Annotated in this window: 14 protein-coding genes; 9 read left to right on the forward strand and 5 right to left on the reverse strand. The window is 40.9% G+C overall.

All coding sequences use genetic code 11. From position 1 onward, the window contains the following. Positions 1-3: 3 nt before the first annotated feature. The 4 genes from V5N67_RS01770 to V5N67_RS01785 form a co-directional block, all read right to left on the reverse strand. The gene (locus V5N67_RS01770) at positions 4-957 is read right to left on the reverse strand and encodes a cell division protein FtsX (protein WP_332060113.1); all 954 of its coding nucleotides are present in this window, start codon (positions 955-957) and stop codon (positions 4-6) included. Next, positions 950-1609, reverse strand: coding sequence for a cell division ATP-binding protein FtsE (ftsE, locus tag V5N67_RS01775; RefSeq protein WP_332060115.1), 660 nt, complete (start codon positions 1607-1609; stop codon positions 950-952). Before ftsE ends, V5N67_RS01770 begins: the two co-directional genes overlap by 8 nt. A gap of 246 nt (positions 1610-1855) precedes the next feature. Further along, entirely contained in the window at positions 1856-3814 is a 1959-nt protein-coding gene (gene acs, locus V5N67_RS01780; RefSeq protein WP_332060116.1) for an acetate--CoA ligase, read from the reverse strand. 1587 nt (positions 3815-5401) lie between these two features. Beyond that, entirely contained in the window at positions 5402-6094 is a 693-nt protein-coding gene (locus V5N67_RS01785; protein ID WP_332060118.1) for a YggS family pyridoxal phosphate-dependent enzyme, read from the reverse strand. 164 nt (positions 6095-6258) lie between these two features. On the opposite strand from V5N67_RS01785, the gene leuS reads away from it, so the two are divergent. After that, positions 6259-8883: a leucine--tRNA ligase gene (gene leuS, locus V5N67_RS01790; RefSeq protein WP_332060302.1), complete on the forward strand. Its 2625-nt coding sequence runs from the start codon at positions 6259-6261 to the stop codon at positions 8881-8883. 144 nt (positions 8884-9027) lie between these two features. After that, positions 9028-9603, forward strand: a complete 576-nt coding sequence (lptE, locus tag V5N67_RS01795) for an LPS assembly lipoprotein LptE (RefSeq protein WP_332060119.1) — start codon at positions 9028-9030, stop codon at positions 9601-9603. Here lptE and fsa read toward each other — a convergent pair. After that, entirely contained in the window at positions 9600-10253 is a 654-nt protein-coding gene (gene fsa, locus V5N67_RS01800; protein WP_332060121.1) for a fructose-6-phosphate aldolase, read from the reverse strand. The two genes, lptE and fsa, sit on opposite strands and share 4 nt — an antisense overlap. A gap of 393 nt (positions 10254-10646) precedes the next feature. Here fsa and V5N67_RS01805 point away from each other — a divergent pair, with 393 nt between their 5' ends. The 7 genes from V5N67_RS01805 (at position 10647) to V5N67_RS01835 (ending at position 20245) form a co-directional block, all read left to right on the forward strand. After that, positions 10647-12857 carry a primosomal protein N' gene (locus tag V5N67_RS01805; protein WP_332060123.1) on the forward strand — a complete coding sequence of 737 codons (2211 nt, stop codon included), beginning with the start codon at positions 10647-10649 and terminating at the stop codon, positions 12855-12857. Positions 12858-13420: 563 nt separating this feature from the next. Next, entirely contained in the window at positions 13421-14005 is a 585-nt protein-coding gene (atpH, locus tag V5N67_RS01810; RefSeq protein ID WP_332060125.1) for an ATP synthase F1 subunit delta, read from the forward strand. Continuing rightward, entirely contained in the window at positions 14005-15540 is a 1536-nt protein-coding gene (atpA, locus tag V5N67_RS01815; protein ID WP_332060127.1) for a F0F1 ATP synthase subunit alpha, read from the forward strand. Before atpH ends, atpA begins: the two co-directional genes overlap by 1 nt. 21 nt (positions 15541-15561) lie before the next feature. Next, entirely contained in the window at positions 15562-16473 is a 912-nt protein-coding gene (locus V5N67_RS01820) for a F0F1 ATP synthase subunit gamma (protein ID WP_332060129.1), read from the forward strand. 19 nt (positions 16474-16492) lie between these two features. Further along, on the forward strand, positions 16493-18085 hold the full coding sequence (gene atpD, locus V5N67_RS01825; protein WP_332060130.1) for a F0F1 ATP synthase subunit beta: 1593 nt from the start codon (positions 16493-16495) through the stop codon (positions 18083-18085). Positions 18086-18158: 73 nt separating this feature from the next. Further along, positions 18159-18572: an ATP synthase F1 subunit epsilon gene (atpC, locus tag V5N67_RS01830; RefSeq protein ID WP_332060303.1), complete on the forward strand. Its 414-nt coding sequence runs from the start codon at positions 18159-18161 to the stop codon at positions 18570-18572. A gap of 23 nt (positions 18573-18595) precedes the next feature. Next, complete coding sequence (locus V5N67_RS01835; protein WP_332060131.1) at positions 18596-20245, forward strand: MFS transporter; 1650 nt, start codon at positions 18596-18598, stop codon at positions 20243-20245. The last annotated feature ends 1 nt before the right edge of the window (position 20246 follow it).

Consider the following 20246-nt stretch of genomic DNA (forward strand, 5'->3'; position numbering starts at 1 on the left):
AAATTAAAATAAGCCGTTTTCGCATTGATCGATTTTTTTAAGTTGTGTCAAAATGGTTATGCGGCTAGTAAGCATGGTGAGGCAGGCAACAAAAAGAATAAGCACAATGATCTTTACATAAGGAACGGAACTTAGGGAAACATGTCCAAATAAAGCAGTGACTTGGCTGGCTTCAACTTTATCTAAGTTATAGTTTGTCCAAAAGGAAAAAGCGCTAAACAGCAATATGCTTATCGCGCCACCATATAATGCACCCCGTAGTGCAGTTTTAAAAAAGTGCCAGTCAAATTGTCGCGCAATGAAAATGGTTTTCGTGCCGAGGAAGTATAGTACATTGATAATATGTGCATTTTCTGCCAATGCGTTGCGTGTGGCAAAGATAATCGTGAGTATTAGTGCGCTTAGAACCAGCATTAAAATTGCAAAACCAATCAAAACTGTTGTTTGTGCCATTGTCGCAAAACGGTTTACCCAAACACGGTGGTTATCAAACTGTCCTCCTGGAATTTGTGTTTTGATTGCTTGCTTGATTGCAGGAAAATTGATTTTTTCATCCTCTTTTAGTGTGACGATGATGAGTCGGGGAAGTGGCAGCTCACTTAAATTTAAACCTGTTCCAAGCCATGGTTCGAGCAGTTTTTCAGTGGATTTTTTGTCAACAATTTTTGCGTCTTGTACACCATGAAATGTTTTAACCAATTTAACTGCATCATGGAGAGCTTTTTCGATATCAACATTGTCAATGGGACGTATTTGAATTGTTGCTTCATAACTAATTTGATTGCTCCAACTGTTGGCAGCGCGCTGTATTAAATCAACACCAATCAATGTTAAGCTTGAGAGAAATGTCATAATAGCAATGACTGCAACCAATGCTTGCCCAGAAATATTGCTGCTGGGAATGATAGCAGTGGTGTTTTTTTTATCTCTTGTAAAAATTGGGAAAGATTTATTCATGAATTGACATCCGTCCGTTATGGAGAATCATACGCCGTGCTGCAACTTGTTCCATGAGCGCGACATCATGGGTGGCAATGACGACAGCTGTTCCAAAACGGTTTAATTCAATAAACAAACGTAGCAAGCGTTTTGCCAAAGGCGGATCAACATTTCCTGTTGGTTCATCAGCAAGAAGGATTTCAGGTTGGTCAATGAGTGCTCGCGCGATTGCTGCTCTTTGTTTTTCTCCACCAGAAAGAACTGGTGGTAAAACATGGATATGATTGCCAAGACCCACCCAGCGTAAAAGATCTTCTACTTCATTGCGATAGGTTGCTTCTTCTTGTCCTTTAATACGTAAGGGTAAAGAAACATTTTCATAAGTGGTCATATGGTCAAGTAAACGAAAATCTTGAAAAACAACTCCAATACGTTGTCGCAGGGCAGGAAGCTCTTGTCGTCTGAGCAATGCTGTATCAATTCCAAATAAATCAATATGGCCGCGCGTTGGTTTGAGCGTCAAAAACATTAAGCGCATCAATGACGTTTTTCCCGCTCCAGAAGCACCAGTTAAAAACTGAAATGATCCAGAAGGGATATGAAAGCTAATATCACGTAAAATTTCAGGGCCCATCCCGTAGCGTAGACCGACATTTTCAAAATGAATCACTGTTCGTTACCACTTCTGCTTCTCTTTTGCGTCATTGTAAGGCATTTTGTTATCACTATTTTTTAGGTTTGTTAGTCTTTACACTTAACCATTCTCTGTTTGTATTCAAGGACATTGTCTATTTTAGAGGTTGTAAGAGTATCACCTAATTGTTTACGTTTTCCTTCACTGACTACATCGATAACTCTAGCTGGAATATTAAAATGACTTTAACAAGAGTGCTGAAGTTCCCATGGATATTTTTCGTCAAGCAGTGTTTTTTTCATTTTGACGATTGGCAATAAGATCATCAATGACTTGTGGTTCGGCAAGAGTTGAAATATCTCCTAAGTTGTCAAAATTATTTTCAGCAATTTTTCGCAAAATACGTCTCATAATTTTTCCCGATCGCGTTTTGGGTAGCTGAGGGGTAAACTGGACTTTATCCAATATGGCAATGGATCCTATTTCCTTTCTAACATGCTCAATCAGGCTCTTATGTAACTCTTCACTTATGGGTGTCCCTTCCATTAGTGTGACAAAACTATAGATACCTTGTCCTTTAATGGGGTGAGGATAACCAACAACAGCTGCTTCTGAAACAGCGGGATGAGAAACCAGTGCTGATTCAATTTCAGCTGTTCCTATTCTGTGTCCAGAGACATTAAGAATATCATCAATCCGTCCTGTAATCCAATAATAGCCATCATTATCTCGTTTACAACCATCGCCTGTAAAATATTTGCCTTTATATAGAGAAAAATAGGTTTGGATAAAGCGTTTATGATCATTATAGAGGGTGCGCATTTGTCCTGGCCATGAATCAATAATACACAGGCTACCTTCAGCTTCACCGTCCAAAACATTCCCTTGTGCATCAATGATTTGTGGTTGAATACCAAAGAACGGGCGTGTTGCTGAGCCTGCTTTGAGTTGTGTTGCACCAGGCAAAGGAGTAATCATATGCCCTCCTGTTTCTGTTTGCCACCATGTGTCAATAATGGGACAGCGGCTTTCTCCAACTGTGTGGTAAAACCATTTCCATGCTTCTGGATTAATAGGTTCACCTACGGTGCCTAAGAGGCGTAAGGATGTTCTTGCACAGCGTTCGACAAATGAATTGCCCGCACCCATCAATGTGCGAATAGCAGTTGGTGCGGTGTAGAGCGTATTGACTTTGTGCTTGTCGACAATTTCCCAGAATCTGCTCTGGTTGGGAAAGGTGGGTGAACCTTCAAACATTAAAGTTGTGGCTCCATTGCATAAAGGTCCATAAATCAAGTAAGAATGACCAGTGATCCAGCCAATATCGGCAGTACACCAGTAAATTTCATGAGGGTGATAATCAAAAACATATTGATGGGTCATCGATGCATAAACAAGATAGCCTGCCGTGGTATGCAAAACACCTTTTGGCTTGCCCGTTGAGCCTGAGGTATAAAGGATAAAAAATGGATCTTCAGCATTCATTTTTTCTGGCGGACAATCGGTTTTGGCATGAGAGACTTCTTCATGGTACCAAAAATCACGTCCTTCAACCCAATCAATTGTTCCGCTGGTGCGTCTTATGACCATAACTTTATCTACGTGAACATGATGATGTGCTGCGATATGAATGGCTTGATCAATATTGTCTTTTAACTTAATTAATTTTCCTCCACGCAAACCCTGATCGGCAGTAATAATGAAAGTCGATTCACAATCGACAATACGTCCTGCTATTGCTTCAGGAGAAAAACCAGCAAAAATAACCGAATGAATAGCACCAATGCGGGCGCAGGCTAACATGGCGTAAGCTGCCTCAGGAATCATCGGTAGGTAAATGGTGACTCTGTCACCTTTTTTTACACCGTGATTTTTTAAGATATTAGCAAAACGACAAACATGTTCATAAAGTGCGTTATAAGTTATTTTTTTATCGTGATAAGGGTTATCTCCTTCCCAAATCAACGCGATGTTGTCACCATGGTTTTTTAAATGGCGATCAATACAATTATACGCAACATTGGTTATTCCATTTTCATACCATTTAATCGATACATCGCCGTTAAATGAAGTGTTTTTTGCTTTTGTATAAGGCTTAAACCACTCAATACGCTGCCCATGTTTTGCCCAAAAAGTTTCTGGATCGTTGATGCTTTCCTGATACCATTGTTGATAGGTATCTTCATCGATCAAGGCATTTTTTTTGATGTTTGCTGGTATTGGATAGATTTTTTCAGACATAATTTCCCTCCCTTAAATAATCTAAATAATTTTTTGTTTGGAAAAGTCAGCCACTGTATTTTTGCGTTTGGATAAAACTCTCCTCTCAGTTTTTCCTTCAATGCAAAGCTTCATTCCTTAAATTAAATTAAATTAGAGAAGTTTGCACGGCAATTTTCAAAATCTTGTGCAGATTACTATCCAAAGGGGCATTTTCATGCTGTTTTTGAGCGTTTACACTGCTCAGAAGACAAAATTTGAGCCCATCTCGTCATTATAAATCAGAACTAAATATTATTATATACATTATGCAATAATCAAAGGATGAGATTGTTTGTGTAATTTGTATAATATGAGCATATTATTATAATTTTATTTTTATAAAACAGAAAGTTAATAAAAATAAGAAAAAATCCTCTCTTAAAAAAATAAGTGAATATAAATTCATTTAGTATTTTATTTGTTGTTCTATTCATCTATCTTTGCCACATATGTTATTTGCTTTCAGATTCATAATCTAAAAATTTTAATTGTAGGATGGGGATTGTATGTCATTTTTTGAGGTGTTTTTGATTGTTTTCTATGTATGCTTTTTTTAAGGTATAATTGGTGGAATAGTTTATGGATATTGGCTGATGGAGGCGATCCAATTCTTGATTTGGTACTTGTTGGGAATGGGGTGTACGTTGAGTGTCAATTGTTAAAATATTTTGGGTGGCATATTCCTTTACCGTAGGTGTTATTCGTTTTTAGATTCATAATTTAAAAATTTTATAAGGTAAGAATGTCGTGTTACTCCTTTTTTAGGGATAATTATTGGTATGTTGCTCTTCAGGAATGTGCCAGTTATTCTTGAGGGAGCGCAAGAGATCATTATGATAGCGTGGGGTATCATTTTTGCTATGCCCTATCTGTTATCCGATATGTAAAACGTTGTAAATTTTGTATTCTGCTGTGTAGTTTTTACCGTATTAGCTAAGATACTCTATTTTGGGGGGCGCAATATAAGCGTTGCGGCATATGGAATCAAACGAATTTGTTTTTTGTACCGTTGGCCTGTATGATGGAAATAGCACTGTCGTTTCGTGTATATGAGATCTTCAGCAGGTCACCACGTGATGTGATGTTTGCACCCTTTATTATAACAGTAGGATTATTTTATTTTTTTCTTATATACCATAAGCTTTACGATAAATTAAGTTTCAAAGTTTTTTCTTTCTATTGTTAGTTCGTGATTTTTTATACCATGTTCGTTGATTTATCGACGTATGATGATGTATCGAGAATGAGTTGTTTAAACCTCGTGTGCGCATCCTTTTTATGATAACAGTAGGATCACTTTTTTTCTTATATGCTATGTGCTTTATGATAAATGGCGTTTAGGAATTTTGTATTTATACTGCTTGTTTGTGTTTACTACTTTATTGTTATTGGGTGTCATTGGAGTCAATTGTATAATTGCAAGCTAAAGGGTGGATTGACAAGAGGCAATTGTGGGGTAAATTAAATCTATGGGTTAAACTGTTTAAGTGCAAAAACAGTTGTAACATCGCCTATTGGAAAATATTTTCAAGTATAATAATGGTATTGGTTTCAGTAAAAATAGAGTCAAATAGGGCGTTTTCCAAATAAAGCTGAGCCAATACGAAGAACGTTAGAGCCAAACTGAAGGGCAGTTTTAAAGTCATTGGACATTCCCATAGAAAGTTTCGCAAGACCAGCTTTTTTTGCAAGTTTTGCTAGAAGAGCAAAATAAGGTCCAGAGTTCTCTTGTGCTGGTGGAATTGCCATAAGGCCGATAATATCAAGCCCGTAATGATTTTTGCACTGGGCAACAAAGGGAATGACGTCTTGTGGTGCAACACCACTTTTTTGCGGCTCTTCTCCGATATTGACTTGAACATAACAAGGGAGGCGTCTTTTTTGTTTTTGCATTTCTTCGGCTAAACATTTGGCAATTTTTTCGCGGTCGACAGTTTGGATAACATCAAAAAGTTTAACAGCTTGTGCTGTTTTATTGGATTGTAAGGGACCGATGAGATGGAGTTCAATGGAATCAAATTGTTGACGCAAGCGATGCCATTTTTCAGCAGCTTCTTGCACACGATTTTCTGCAAAAAGAGACTGACCTGCGTGCAAAAGGGGGATAATGTCATCTGCAGAGACAGTTTTTGAAACAGCGATCAGTTGAACATCTTCCAAAGGGCGCTGTATGTCTTGACATATTTCGGCAATGTCTTTTTGCAAACTTTTCCATGCTTCAATGGAAGGGACAGGAGAGGTGGTGTGCAGTGTGCTCATATTTTCGTACTTTCTGTCTTTAATTTCAGCATTGGGTAATTGTTTATAAGAGTTTTGTAAAATACTTAGTGAAATATTTGTTGAAAATGTTGACGATGGGCTTAATCCATGGTGAAGCATAAAGTGAAGTTTTTTGGTTCAATTTTACAAAGAGTATAATGGGAATGACAATCGAACGCTATAATCCACGTGCCCAAGAACAAAAATGGCAAGCAATTTGGGATGAAAAGAAAATTTTTCAAACTGCTCAGGAAGATCAGCGTGAAAAATATTATGTTTTAGAGATGTTTCCCTACCCCTCTGGTCGCATTCATATGGGGCATGTGCGCAATTATGCTATGGGAGATGTTGTTGCACGCTATAAACGTGCAAAGGGGTTTAATGTGCTTCATCCCATGGGGTGGGACGCTTTCGGGATGCCAGCTGAAAATGCCGCTATGCAAAATAAAGTGCATCCCAAAACTTGGACCTACCAAAATATCGCAGTGATGCGGGGGCAATTAAAACAATTGGGGTTATCTTTAGATTGGTCACGTGAATTTGCGACTTGTGATGTGGATTATTATCATTGCCAACAAATGCTTTTCCTTGATTTGTATCAGAAGGGATTGGTTACACGCAAAGTGGCAAAGGTGAATTGGGATCCCGTTGACCAGACTGTTTTGGCAAATGAGCAAGTTGTTGATGGACGTGGATGGCGTTCTGGTGCGTTGGTTGAACAACGTGAATTGACGCAGTGGTTTTTCAAAATTAGTGATTTTAGTGAAGATTTATTGGCAGGGCTTGAAGAGCTTGAGCAGTGGCCAGAAAAAGTCCGCATTATGCAAAAAAATTGGATTGGTAAGTCACAAGGTTTATTAATTCGTTGGGCTTTGAATACGACCAATATTGCCGATGATGCTTGTGCGCCATTTAACGAAGTTGTCTGTTATTCAACACGACCCGATACACTGTTTGGAGCCTCTTTTTTGGCGTTGTCTGTTGATCATCCCATTGCGCAAGCCTTGGCAAAAAAAGATGAAGCGTTGAGCGCTTTTATTGAAAATTGTCGGTGTGGTGGAACAACAACTGCGGCACTTGAAACAGCTGAAAAACAAGGATTTCGCACAGAGTTTTTAGCTGTTCATCCTTTTGATCCAACAGTGCATATTCCCGTTTATATTGCCAATTTTGTGCTCATGGGTTATGGAACCGGAGCTGTTTTTGGTTGTCCTGCTCACGATCAGAGAGATTTGGATTTTGCACGTAAATATGATCTCCCCGTGCGCCCAGTGGTTTTGCCAGAAGGGGTTGATGCTCAGGATTTCGTGATTGCTCAAACCGCTTATACTGGTAATGGTGTGATGATCAATTCAGGATTTTTGAATGGTTTGACGCCACAACAAGCTTTTGAAGTGGCAGCGAAACGACTTGAAGAGCAAGTGCTCAATGGGCAACCTCAGGGGGAAAAAACCGTGCAATTTCGATTGCGTGATTGGGGGATTTCTCGTCAGCGTTATTGGGGATGTCCGATCCCTATGATCCATTGTACAGCGTGTGGGGTGGTGCCTGTGCCACGTGCCGATTTACCCGTTATATTACCCGATGATGTGACTTTTGATCAGCTTGGCAATCCTCTCACACGTCATGAAACATGGCAAACAGTTGTTTGCCCTTCTTGTGGTCAGTCTGCTAAACGTGAAACCGATACAATGGATACATTTGTTGACTCTTCTTGGTATTATGCGCGTTTCACTGCACCTTTTGCACAAGAGCCTGTAGACAAGAATGCAGCAACAAAATGGTTACCTGTGCAACAATATATTGGTGGAATCGAACATGCGATTTTACATCTTCTTTATGCACGCTTTTTCATGCGTGCCATGAAAGTGGTTGGTTATGTAAGTGTGGATGAGCCTTTTAAAGGGCTTTTTACCCAAGGGATGGTCGTTCATGAGACCTATCGGGATGATAAAGGGTGGGTTTCACCAGAGGAAATTTCAATTGTTGAAAAGGATGGAAAACGTCAGGCGTACAAATTGACCGATCAAAGTGAAGTGACAATTGGTTTGATTGAAAAAATGTCAAAATCAAAAAAGAATGTCGTTGATCCTGACGATATTATCGCATCCTATGGAGCAGATACCGTGCGCTGGTTTGTATTGTCGGATTCTCCTCCGGATCGGGATGTCATCTGGACAGAAGCTGGTGTTGAAGGAGCACATCGCTTTATACAGCGTGTCTGGCGCTGCGTGGCTTTGGGTGCTCCAGTTTTAAAGGAAGTGATCCCGTGTACAGGGCATCAGGGTGCAGCTTTAGAACTCTCAAAGGCAGCGCATCGTACACTTTGTGCTGTGGAAGATGATTTGGAAAAATTTGCATTTAATCGGGCAATTGCACGTCTTTATGAATTCTTGAACGTGATGGCACCATTGTTAAATAAGGTGGAAGCTCTTGATGATGAAATGAAGGCATCGTTACGTCAAGCAATGGATTTTTTTCTTGCTATGATTGCACCTATGATTCCTCATTTAGCGGAAGAATGTCATATTGCTTTAGGGGGAAAAACTCTGGTTTCTCAGCTTCCTTGGCCTATTTATGATCCCGCATTAATTGTTGATGAATGCTACACTTTGCCAGTACAAATTAATGGGAAAAAGCGTGGTGAGGTAACTGTTGGGGCAACAGCAAATGAAGCGATGATTGAAGAAGCAGTGTTGGCTCTTGATTTTGTACAGGCGCATCTGGTTGAAAAACCAGTGAAAAAAATGATTATTGTTCCACACAGGATCGTTAATGTTGTTTTTTAAACAGTTTTGTTTTTACGGTTTTTGCTGATTGGCTCATGTTTTTGTGTAGGCACACAGCTTGAGTTGCTTTGTTGTTAGGGATCTCTCAACTTCGATGACAATGGGCTTTTTTCCTATACAAGTAATTATGACGGAGAGGTTTTAATGTTATTCTTTAAAAATCTTACTCTTGTAGTTTTCGCTTGTGTGTTTACACTTCTTTGTGGGTGCACAGTTGAGCCACTTTACCGTCAGACGCCACAGGTTTCAACGACGATAGATTCTCTTTCTTATTCAAAGCTAAATCCTTTTGGGCTTTCCGAAAAGCTTGCCAGTATTGTTGTTGAAGAACCCTCAGATCATTTTGGTCAAATGGTGCGCAATCATTTGCTGTTTCTTTTGTATGGAAATGGAAGGAGTAAACCTGCTGCTCCAGTCTATCGATTGATGTTGAAGACATCAGCTTCCACGCGTGAATCTATGAAGATAGAGGTTGATCGAGCTAAAAAAAGCGTAGGACGCTATTCTATGGGAACCATAGTAAGCACGGCTGTCTATACTTTGCAGGATATGAAAAATACTCCTGTTGCAGAAGGAACTGGATTTGCGAGCGTATCTTTTGAACGGCTTCGTCAAGAATATGCAACGTTGCAGGCAGAAAAAGACGCCCAAAAGCGTGCAGCTAAGGAATTGGCTGAACGGATTTTTATGTCACTCTCACAGAAGCTTTTAAAGCTTTAAGCGATATTTTGTCCAGTTTTTTTCCAGTCATTTAAAAATATCTGCAAGCCTTTCTCGGTTAAAGGATGTTTGATGAGTGCTTTTAAAATTTCGGGTGGGACAGTTGCAATGTCTGCGCCGCTTAGTGCTGCTTGCTTGACATGATTAACGGTGCGAATTGAGGCTGCCAAAATTTGTGTTTTAAAGCCGTAGTGATTATAAATTGTGCGAATTTCATGAAGCAATTTGCTACCATCTACTCCACAATCGTCAATCCTGCCGATGAAAGGTGAAACAAATGTTGCCCCTGCTTTGGCTGCCAATAGGGCTTGATTGGCAGAAAAACAGAGTGTGAGATTTGTTTTCAATCCTTGTTTTGTCAGAGCCTTACATGCTTTCAATCCATCAAATGTTAGAGGGAGCTTGATGCAAATATTGTTGGCAATTTTTGCTAAAACAGCTGCTTCTTTCATGATAGTTTCAAATTCAGTTGCTGTAACTTCAGCAGAAACAGGTCCATCAGTAAGCGTGCAAATTTCTTTTATGACATCGAGAATATTGCGTCCCGACTTTAAAATGAGAGAAGGATTGGTGGTAACACCATCGACAAGGCTCAAACTTTGTAATTCTCGGATATCTTCAATATGTGCACTATCCACAAAAAATTTCATTCTCAATCTCCTTGGGTTTTCTTAAAATTTTTTCAGGCAACATTTCTGATGTTTTGCTCTGTTTTTGTTATGCGCTATTGTTTATTGCAAAAGCAAGGGAAGTACTGGTTTTGGGTGGTAAATTGGTACATAAGTTGGACGATGAAGAAAGAATTGGAGCATTGAGAAGAAGGAAAAATGTAAAAAAAATTTTTTAAAAGTGTTAAATGTATAGTGTTGCTATCGAATACACATTGTAAATGATTATCATTGGCAGATTGGCAGATTGGCAGATTGGTAAAGTTACGCAAAAAAGATTTTTCACAATGGGAAATATGTCGAAAAATAAAATGCAAGAGTAATGCAAGAATAATGTTTGTATAAAAGGGTGCGTATAAAAAATTGGTACAAAAGGTGAAATCAAGCGTGAAAGAGAAAAAGGTTGTTTCAGTTTTGGTACCCCTGCCTGTTGCTCATGCTTATAGCTATCAAGTTCCATCTTCTATGAAGGTCGAGATTGGCTCTTTTGTTCGTGTTCCAGTGATGGGGCGTGAAGTTTGTGGTCTTGTGGTGGAAGTTGAAAACCCAACAGCGCAAATGGAGCAAATGGCTGCACCTGTGGCGCGTGAAAAATTGCGCTCTATCCTGCATGTTTTTAATTGTCCACCATTAAAAGCGGAAATGATCACATTTTTACGCTTTGTTAGCCGCTATACGATGACGCCTTTTGGTCTTGTTGCACGATTGGTTTTAAGTGTTCCAGCTGCCTTAGAGCCAGAAGCGCAGATGCAAGGGTTGCGCTATTGTAGGAGAGATGTAGAGCGTTTAACACCAGCGCGATCACGGGTTTTGGAGTTAGTACGCGATGGTATGGTTTGGACACGCTCTGGTCTTGCGCATGCGGCAGGGGTTTCTGTCTCTGTTGTTGAAGGGTTAAAATCACTTGGGGTTTTTGAAGAGGTTATGATGCCAGCATCTGCTCTTGTTGCGATGCCTGACCCCGATTTTTGTCTCCCCGTGTTAGAAGGTGCGCAAAGTGAAGCAGCAACATTGCTGCGAGAAGGTGTTTTGTCTTCTCAATTTCAAGTTTTTTTGCTTGATGGTGTTACGGGGTCAGGAAAGACGGAGGTTTATTTTGAAGCGGTTGCTCAAGCACTGAAATGTGGCAAGCAAGTTTTAATTTTATTGCCAGAAATTGCTTTAACACAGCAATTTTTAGATCGTTTTTGTGCGCGTTTTGGAGCATCAGCAGCAGAGTGGCATTCAGATTTGGCACCGCGTCGTCGGGAGCGTGTGTGGCGGCAAGTGGCAGAAGGGCGGGTGCGGGTTGTTGCGGGGGCACGTTCGGCACTTTTTTTACCCTTTCAAGAGCTTGGACTCATTGTTGTTGATGAAGAGCATGATGGTGCTTATAAGCAAGAAGAGCGCATTTTTTATCATGCACGTGATATGGCAGTTGCGCGGGCTTCTTTCGAACACTTTCCTGTGATTTTATCTTCAGCGACACCGTCGATTGAAAGTCAAGCAAATGTCTTGTGGGGGCGTTATCGGCAGGTTAATTTGCCATCACGTTTTAAAGCAGCAGCACTTCCACAGTTGCAGGTGGTTGATATGCGAAAAGGAGGAGTGGAAAGAGGGCGTTTTATTTCCTCTATTCTTGAACGTGCTTTGATGCAAACCATAAAAAAAGGTGAGCAAGCGCTTCTTTTTCTTAATCGACGTGGTTATGCGCCTTTAACTTTATGTCGCATTTGTGGACATCGTTTTCATTGTACAGATTGTTCGAGTTGGTTGGTTGAGCATCGTTTGCAAGGTCAGCTTAAATGCCATCATTGTGGCTATCATCAGCCATTTCCAGAGGCATGTCCTGAATGCGGAACTTTAGATCATCTCGTGGCTTGTGGACCAGGTGTGGAAAGAATTGCTGAAGAAACACGGACGCTTTTTCCACAGGCGCGGTTGTTGATTTTGTCAACAGATCTCAAAGGTGGGATTCATCAATTGCGAAGCGAACTGCAAGCAATTGCGAATGGGGATGTTGACATTATTATTGGGACGCAGTTAGTCGCTAAAGGGCACCATTTTCCTGAGCTGTCGTTGGTTGGGGTCATTGATGCTGATCTCGGTCTTGCTAATGGTGATTTACGTGCTGCTGAACGCACATTTCAGCTTTTGTCACAGGTTACAGGAAGGGCAGGGCGTATGGGGCTGGAAAGTTTAGGCATAGTGCAGACCTATCAACCCGACCACCCAGTGATACAAGCTTTACTTTCGCAACAACGTGAAAATTTTTATATGCACGAGATCTCAATGCGTCAGCACTATCATCTTCCACCTTATGGGCGTCTTGCTTCTTTGATTGTGTCTTCAGAAAAGCGCCAAACAGCAGAACATTATGCGCGTGCGTTACGTCAAGCCGCGCCACGAGAAAAAAATGTCTCGCTGATGGGACCAGCAGAGGCACAGCTGGCTCTTGTGCGGGGGCGGTATCGTTTTCGACTTTTACTGCAAGGGCAACGCTCTTTTGATATGCAGGGGTTTATTCGCGCAATCTTTGCAAATGCACCAAAAATGCCAAGTTCAGTGCGGGTTCAAATTGATATTGATCCGCAAAGCTTTCTCTGAAAATAGCCCAACATAACGTGGAAATTTGTTTGCTTAAAAATGCTGAAAAGGGGGGATGTTTTATGAAGGGATGTTTTGTAAAGAGGGAAATTTTGAGCAAGAAGATTGGTTTTCTGATTTTGTAAAAGTTATACACAGTATCATTGATGAGTTATAGATCTAAAATGGTGCTTCCTTTATATTAAGGGGAGCTTTTTATAGAGAAGCATTTTAAGTTGAAAAAGACACTTTTAGCTGATTTTAACTCATTTCTGGAGTGAGTTTCTGGAGCAAAAAGGAAGAGGCTTGAAAGGCGTGTCAGAAAAGATAAAAAGAGATACAAAAGAAATTGTGGTGCTGCTGTGTATTAAAAAAAAATCGTTTTCAAGGGTATTTTAAATATTTTGTTTAAAATTTTCAAAAACCATCGATTTGGAGTGTTGCGAGTCGGTTGTGTCTATGCTAAAAACCGAAAAGTTTTTTTGTTCTAAGTTTTAAGGAGCAGATTCTTAAAATTTGGGATGTCTGATCCACTTCATCTGGTAAATATCAGAGAATCGCTCAAGGGAAAGAGGCGGTATTGCGTGTCTGATTCATTTTCTCTTATACCACTGCCGTTGGTAGATCAACGCTATGCGCAGGCGCTTTTCGATTTTGTTCAAGAAGCAGGATCTGCTGAAAGTGTTGAAAAGGCAGTCGCATCTTTTTTGGTTATTTTGGATCAAAATGAGGACTTAAAGCGCTTTATGCAAAGCCCGTTCTTTTCAGCAAAAGAGCAGGTTAAAGTTATGTGTTCTATTTGCGAAAGTATCGGGTTTTCTGATGAGGGTGCTGGTCGGATTATTCGTAATTTTTTGCGCGTTGTTGCAGTAAATCGTCGGCTTTGTGCTTTGTCTGGTATTTTACATGCTTTTCAACGTCGTGTTGCTTTGTCTCGTAGGGAGATTACGGCGCAAATTATTTCTGCGCGCGTGTTAAGTCCTCGTCAAGAGGAGGAGTTGCGTGTGGCTTTGGAAGGTGTCGTTGGGGGAAAAATTTTGCTACGTATCTCTATTGATCCCACAATTCTTGGTGGACTCATTATTCGCTTAGGGTCGTCTCAGATTGATACGTCTCTTGTGGCAAAATTATCTTCGCTTAAGCTTGCATTGAAAAAAGAGGTCAGCTGATGGATATTAGACCGTCTGAAATTTCAAAAATTCTAAAAGAGCAAATCAGGAACTTTGACCAAAAGGCTGAAGTTTCAGAGGTTGGTTCGGTTTTATCTGTGGGTGATGGTATTGCCCGCGTTTATGGTTTGGATAATGTCCAAGCAGGTGAAATGGTTTCCTTTTCAAATGGTGTGCGCGGTATGGCGCTCAACTTGGAAATCGATAATGTCGGGGTTGTGATTTTTGGGTCAGATCGTGGTATCCGTGAAGGTGATACAGTAAAACGGTTAGGCGCTATTGTGGATGTTCCTGTGGGTCCAGAGCTCCTTGGGCGTGTTGTTGATGCGCTTGGAAATCCTATAGATGGAAAGGGGCCTATTAAAGCAGTTGAGCGTCGTCGTGTTGACGTTAAGGCTCCAGGGATTATTCCACGTCAGTCTGTGCATGAATCTATGTCGACAGGGTTAAAAGCTATTGATGCGCTTATCCCCATTGGGCGTGGGCAGCGTGAATTGGTGATCGGTGATCGCCAAACAGGGAAAACAGCGATTTTGCTCGATACGTTTTTAAACCAAAAGCCTTTCCACGAAAAGGGTGCGGGGCGAGATCAAGACAAGGTCTATTGTATTTATGTTGCTATTGGTCAAAAACGTTCAACGGTTGCGCAATTTGTTAAAGTTTTAGAAGAGCGTGGTGCTCTTGAATATTCCATTGTTGTGGCGGCTACGGCTTCTGATCCTGCGCCTATGCAGTTTATTGCACCTCTTGCGGGTTGTGCGATGGGGGAATATTTCCGTGATAATGGTCAACATGCTTTGATTGGTTATGATGACCTTTCAAAACAAGCTGTTGCTTATCGTCAAATGTCTCTTTTGCTTCGTCGCCCACCAGGTCGTGAAGCTTATCCAGGAGATGTTTTTTATTTGCATTCGCGTCTTTTAGAGCGGGCTGCAAAGCTGAATGCGGAGAATGGTTCGGGGTCTTTGACTGCTTTGCCAGTTATTGAGACACAAGCAAATGATGTTTCTGCTTATATCCCAACCAATGTGATTTCGATCACCGATGGGCAAATTTTCCTTGAAACCAATTTGTTTTATCAAGGGATTCGTCCTGCTGTAAATGTTGGTCTTTCGGTATCACGTGTCGGTTCTGCTGCACAAATTAAGGCGATGAAGCAGGTTGCAGGTTCGATCAAAGGTGAGTTAGCACAATATCGAGAAATGGCAGCTTTTGCGCAGTTTGGTTCAGATTTGGATGCGTCAACTCAGCGTCTTTTGAACCGTGGTGCGCGGTTGACTGAGCTTTTAAAGCAGCCGCAGTTTTCTCCACTTAAAACAGAAGAACAGGTTGTTGTTATTTTTGCTGGCGTGAATGGTTATCTTGATGCATTGGCTGTTTCTGACGTTGGTCGGTTTGAGCAGGGTCTTTTGACACTCTTGCGCAATGATCATCAAGATCTTTTGAAGGCAATAGCCGATCAAAAGCAGATAACTGATGAAATTAAGGAGAAACTGATTACTGTCCTTAATACTTATGCGAAAAAGTTTTCGTGATGAATTGATGGAATATTTGCAATGGCGTCGCTAAAGGATCTTAGAGACCGTATCGCCTCGGTTAAGGCAACACAGAAAATTACCAAAGCCATGCAAATGGTTGCAGCGGCAAGGTTGCACCGTGCGCAAGAGGCGGCTTTGTCTGCACGTCCTTATGCTCAGCGGATGGCTACTATTTTAGCCAATGTTGCAGCTGATGTTGATGCCGTTGACGCACCCCCCTTAATGCGAGGAACAGGTCGAGACGATGTGCATCTTTTTGTGGTGTGTACTGCTGAGCGTGGTTTATGTGGTGCTTTTAATGTGCAAATTGCACGTCATGCTCGTGAGCAAATTGAAGCTCTGCTTGCTGCTGGTAAAATAGTTAAAATTTTAACGGTGGGAAAAAAGGGAGCAGATATTTTACTGCGTAATTATAAGGCCTTGATGATTGATCATGTTGATTTGCGTTCTGTAAAACGGATTGGTTTTGCAGAGGCAGCAATGATTAGTCAGCGTATCGTTGATTTGTTTCATAAAGGTGCGTTCGATGTGTGTACGCTGTTTTATTCTGAATTTGTTTCAGTGATTAATCAGCGTCCGACGGCTTTTCGCTTAATCCCAACGATCTCTCCAAAAGAGGCTGTTGGGGTAGGAGATGTTGCTGGAAAAACAGATAAAAATAAAATTTTACAGCCAACTGTTTATGATTATGAGCCTGATGCAGCTTCTCTTTTGGATGAGCTTGTTCCTCGTAATCTTTCAGTGCAAATTTTTCGAGCTTTGCTTGAAAATGTCGCTGGTGAGATGGGCGCGAAGATGAGTGCTATGGACAACGCATCGCGTAATGCGGGCGAAATGATTAATAAATTGACGGTGACTTATAATCGTCAGCGTCAGGCACAGATTACGACAGAATTGATCGAAATTATTGCGGGCGCTGAAGCGCTTTAAATTGAAAAGGTGAGGATTGATGGTAAAAGCAGTGACGTCAAGCAAAGGAGCATCAAAAGTTGAAGAAAAGAAATCAACTGCTCGCTCAAGCGTGAAAAAAACCGCCTCGAAATCTCAAGTTGGCGCAAAAGATTCTTCAACTTCTGCGTCTCCTTCCCCTAAAGATTTGTCTGCAAAAGGTTCAGTTGGTGAAATTACGCAGGTTATTGGTGCTGTTGTTGATGTGCAATTTGAAGGTGCGTTACCAAATATTTTAAACGCATTAGAAACAGAAAATTTGGGCAATCGGTTGGTCTTAGAAGTTGCACAGCATTTGGGTGAGAACACAGTGCGTACAATCGCCATGGATACAACGGATGGTCTTATGCGTGGTCAAAAGGTGTTTGATACAGGAACACAGATTAATGTGCCTGTTGGAGAAGCAACGCTTGGTCGTATCATGAATGTGATTGGAGAACCCGTTGATAATGTTGGACCAATCGCTGCGACCAAAACACGTTCTATTCATCAAGATGCTCCTGAATATGTTGAGCAGTCAACTGCATCGGAAATTCTTGTCACGGGTATTAAAGTTGTGGACTTGTTAGCACCTTATTCTAAAGGTGGTAAAGTTGGTTTGTTTGGGGGTGCTGGTGTTGGTAAAACCGTTCTCATTATGGAGCTCATCAATAATATTGCAAAGGCTCATGGTGGGTATTCAGTGTTTGCTGGAGTTGGAGAACGTACACGTGAAGGAAATGATCTTTATTATGAAATGATTGAAAGCCGTGTGAACGTGAACCCAAAAGATAATAATGGTTCAACGGAAGGATCAAAATGTGCGCTCGTTTATGGGCAAATGAATGAGCCACCGGGGGCACGTGCACGTGTTGCTCTTTCAGGATTGACTATTGCAGAAAGTTTTCGTGATGAAGGACAAGATGTTCTTTTCTTCGTGGATAATATTTTCCGTTTTACACAGGCGGGAGCTGAAGTTTCAGCCCTTTTAGGGCGTATTCCTTCTGCTGTGGGGTATCAGCCAACTTTGGCAACGGATATGGGGGCTTTACAAGAACGTATTACTAGTACAAAAACAGGGTCTATTACTTCTGTGCAGGCTATTTATGTTCCAGCAGATGACTTGACCGATCCAGCACCTGCGACATCTTTTGCTCATTTGGATGCAACGACGGTTCTTTCACGTTCAATTGCTGAAAAGGGCATTTATCCAGCGGTTGATCCGCTCGATTCTTTCTCACGCATGCTAGATCCATTAATCGTGGGTGAGGAACATTATGCTGTCGCAAATCAAGTGCAAACTATTTTGCAACGGTACAGATCATTGCAGGATATTATTGCTATTCTTGGAATGGATGAACTTTCTGAAGATGATAAGCTGCTGGTGGGGCGGGCACGTAAAATTGAACGTTTCCTTTCGCAACCTTTCCATGTGGCTGAAGCCTTTACTGGTTCTCCAGGGAAGCTCGTACCTTTAGAAGACACAATTAAAGGGTTTAAAGGGCTTTGTGCTGGTGACTATGATGATTTACCAGAGGCAGCTTTTTATATGGTCGGTTCGATCGATGAAGCCATTGAAAAAGGAAGACGTCTCATTGCGGAAGCCTCTTCCTAAGAAAAATCTTTGATGAGTGCTTGTTGTAGAGATAACAACAGGTTCTTATATTGAACCTTGTGTGGAGGCTGTTGTGGAAAACAATAAAGTAGAGCATTTTTTGTTTGAGCTTGTGTCGCCTGAAAAACTTGTTTTTTCAGAAGAGGTGACATCCGTTGTTCTTCCTTCAGCATCAGGAGCTCTAACGGTTATGGCGCATCATGCACCTTTATTGGCAAGCATTGTGTTGGGAAGTGTTCGCGTTATGACCTCTTCAGGAGAAAAGCTGTTTGCTGTTTGTGGAGGGGTTGCAGATATTAGCTCTTCGGGTTGTTCTCTTTTGGTAGAGAAAGTGGTTGCTGTTGAGCAACTTTCCTTTGATGCGTTAGAACAGAAGATTTTACAGCTTCGGGCAACGCTAGCAGAGCATTCAAATGATGAGGCAAGTTATAAGGAAGACCTTTTTTATAACTTGGCAACTGTTGATGGTGTAATAATGGAGGCGTAACGGGTCATGCAGGAAAAGGCGACATGAGCGGCAAAAAAGGTACGGTTATGTTTGCCAAAAAGGCTGTGCCTTTTCCCAATCCAGGTGTAATTTTTGCAGGACCTTTGCCAAAATGTTTTGTTTACATTTTCGCTTCTTTTATTTTGCAGTGGGCTTATGGTTTGGGAGCGAATGTTGTTCAATCGAACATTATTCAGCTGACAGGTGATTTTCATGCAACAATGACTGAAACAACATGGTTGATTGCTGCCTATATGGCACCGAATGTAAGTGTTGCAATCATGTTGATGAAGATCCGCTACCAATTTGGGCTTCGTGCTTTTGCAGAGTTATCAATTCTTGGGTTTGTGCTGGTCTGTGTTTTGCAGTTATTTGTTACTGATCTACGTTCAGCACTGATTATTCGTTTTTTTGCTGGTATTGCTGCGGCACCATTGGCATCACTCGCGCTTCTTTATATGATGGAGGCTTTTGCACCAGCAAAAAAATTTACCATTGGTCTTAGCTTAAATTATATGAGTGCGAATTTAGCAGCGCCTTTATCAGGTTTGATTTCACCTGATTTGCTAGGAAATAGTGAATTTTCTAGTCTCTCCGCGATGGAGATGGGTTTGGTTCTCATGAGTTTGGGGTGTATCTTTTCTCTTCCACTGACTCCCGTTGCACGTAACAAGGTCATTAAAAAATTAGATTGGGTAAGTTATAGTTTGATTGCGCTTGGTCTTGGGATCAATGCAATGATTATGTCTGTTGGCAAATTGTATTGGTGGTATGAGGCACCATGGATTGGCTGGGGGCTTGTGCTCGTTATTTTGTCTTTGGTCACGGCAACTATTCTAGAGCTGAATAGAGAAAAACCATTGATTGAGTTACGTTGGCTTTTCAGTAAAGAGATGCTGCAATCTGTTCTCATTTTATTGGTCTTTCGTGTTCTTTTATCGGAACACTTAACATTAGCAGCAGAGTTTTTTAATCTTTTCGGTTTATTAAACTCTGAGATGGCACCTGTATATCTTGCAGTTATATTTGGCACCCTTTTAGGAGGAGGGATTTGTGTCTTTTTTCTGCGGGAGGGTCGTGAGGACTATTTTTATCTTTTGTCTTTGAGCTGTTTGGCTCTTGGGTCTTATTTAGATAGTCATTTGAGCCAGTTAACATGTCCAAAAGATATGATGTTAAGTCAGGGATTGATCGGCTTTGGCTACGCACTTTTTTTGCCGCCTGCTCTTTTAAAGGGATTTGTGGTGTCCAGTGCGCGAGGCCCTAGTTATATGTTAAGTTTTATTGCTGTTTTTTTGCTGACACAAGTAACAGGGGGGTTGATGAGTTCAGCTTTTTTTGGCAGTTTGCAGTTGGTTTTCGCCCATAAGCATTGTGAGCATTTATCACAAAATATTATGGTAACAGATCCGCTCGTTTCAAGTGAGATGGATGCCTTATTTTCGTCCTCTTACAATGCTTCTGTTCCTCATATTTTGGGAGATCAACCAGATGTATCTTGGCTCATTGAAAAGCTTCGATTAACGGCAAATATTTTGGCTTATAGCGATGTTTTTCGGCTTTATTTTTATATTGCAATGGTTGTATTTGTTGTTTTTCTTGTAAAAATTATTTTCAAATCACGCTCTTTGGTTGCATTCACAAAGCAAGCCAATGTTGATAAAGAGGAGTGAA

This window comes from Bartonella rhinolophi (assembly GCF_036576165.1).
Lineage (GTDB): Bacteria > Pseudomonadota > Alphaproteobacteria > Rhizobiales > Rhizobiaceae > Bartonella.

Coding starts and splice junctions, on each gene's coding strand:
- V5N67_RS01785 (WP_332060118.1), bottom strand. CDS start 6,094: ATGAGCACACTGCACACCACCTCTCCTGTCCCTTCCATTGAAGCATGG.
- leuS (WP_332060302.1), top strand. CDS start 6,259: ATGACAATCGAACGCTATAATCCACGTGCCCAAGAACAAAAATGGCAA.
- fsa (WP_332060121.1), bottom strand. CDS start 10,253: ATGAAATTTTTTGTGGATAGTGCACATATTGAAGATATCCGAGAATTA.
- lptE (WP_332060119.1), top strand. CDS start 9,028: ATGTTATTCTTTAAAAATCTTACTCTTGTAGTTTTCGCTTGTGTGTTT.
- V5N67_RS01820 (WP_332060129.1), top strand. CDS start 15,562: ATGGCGTCGCTAAAGGATCTTAGAGACCGTATCGCCTCGGTTAAGGCA.
- V5N67_RS01835 (WP_332060131.1), top strand. CDS start 18,596: ATGAGCGGCAAAAAAGGTACGGTTATGTTTGCCAAAAAGGCTGTGCCT.
- atpD (WP_332060130.1), top strand. CDS start 16,493: ATGGTAAAAGCAGTGACGTCAAGCAAAGGAGCATCAAAAGTTGAAGAA.
- acs (WP_332060116.1), bottom strand. CDS start 3,814: ATGTCTGAAAAAATCTATCCAATACCAGCAAACATCAAAAAAAATGCC.
- V5N67_RS01770 (WP_332060113.1), bottom strand. CDS start 957: ATGAATAAATCTTTCCCAATTTTTACAAGAGATAAAAAAAACACCACT.
- atpA (WP_332060127.1), top strand. CDS start 14,005: ATGGATATTAGACCGTCTGAAATTTCAAAAATTCTAAAAGAGCAAATC.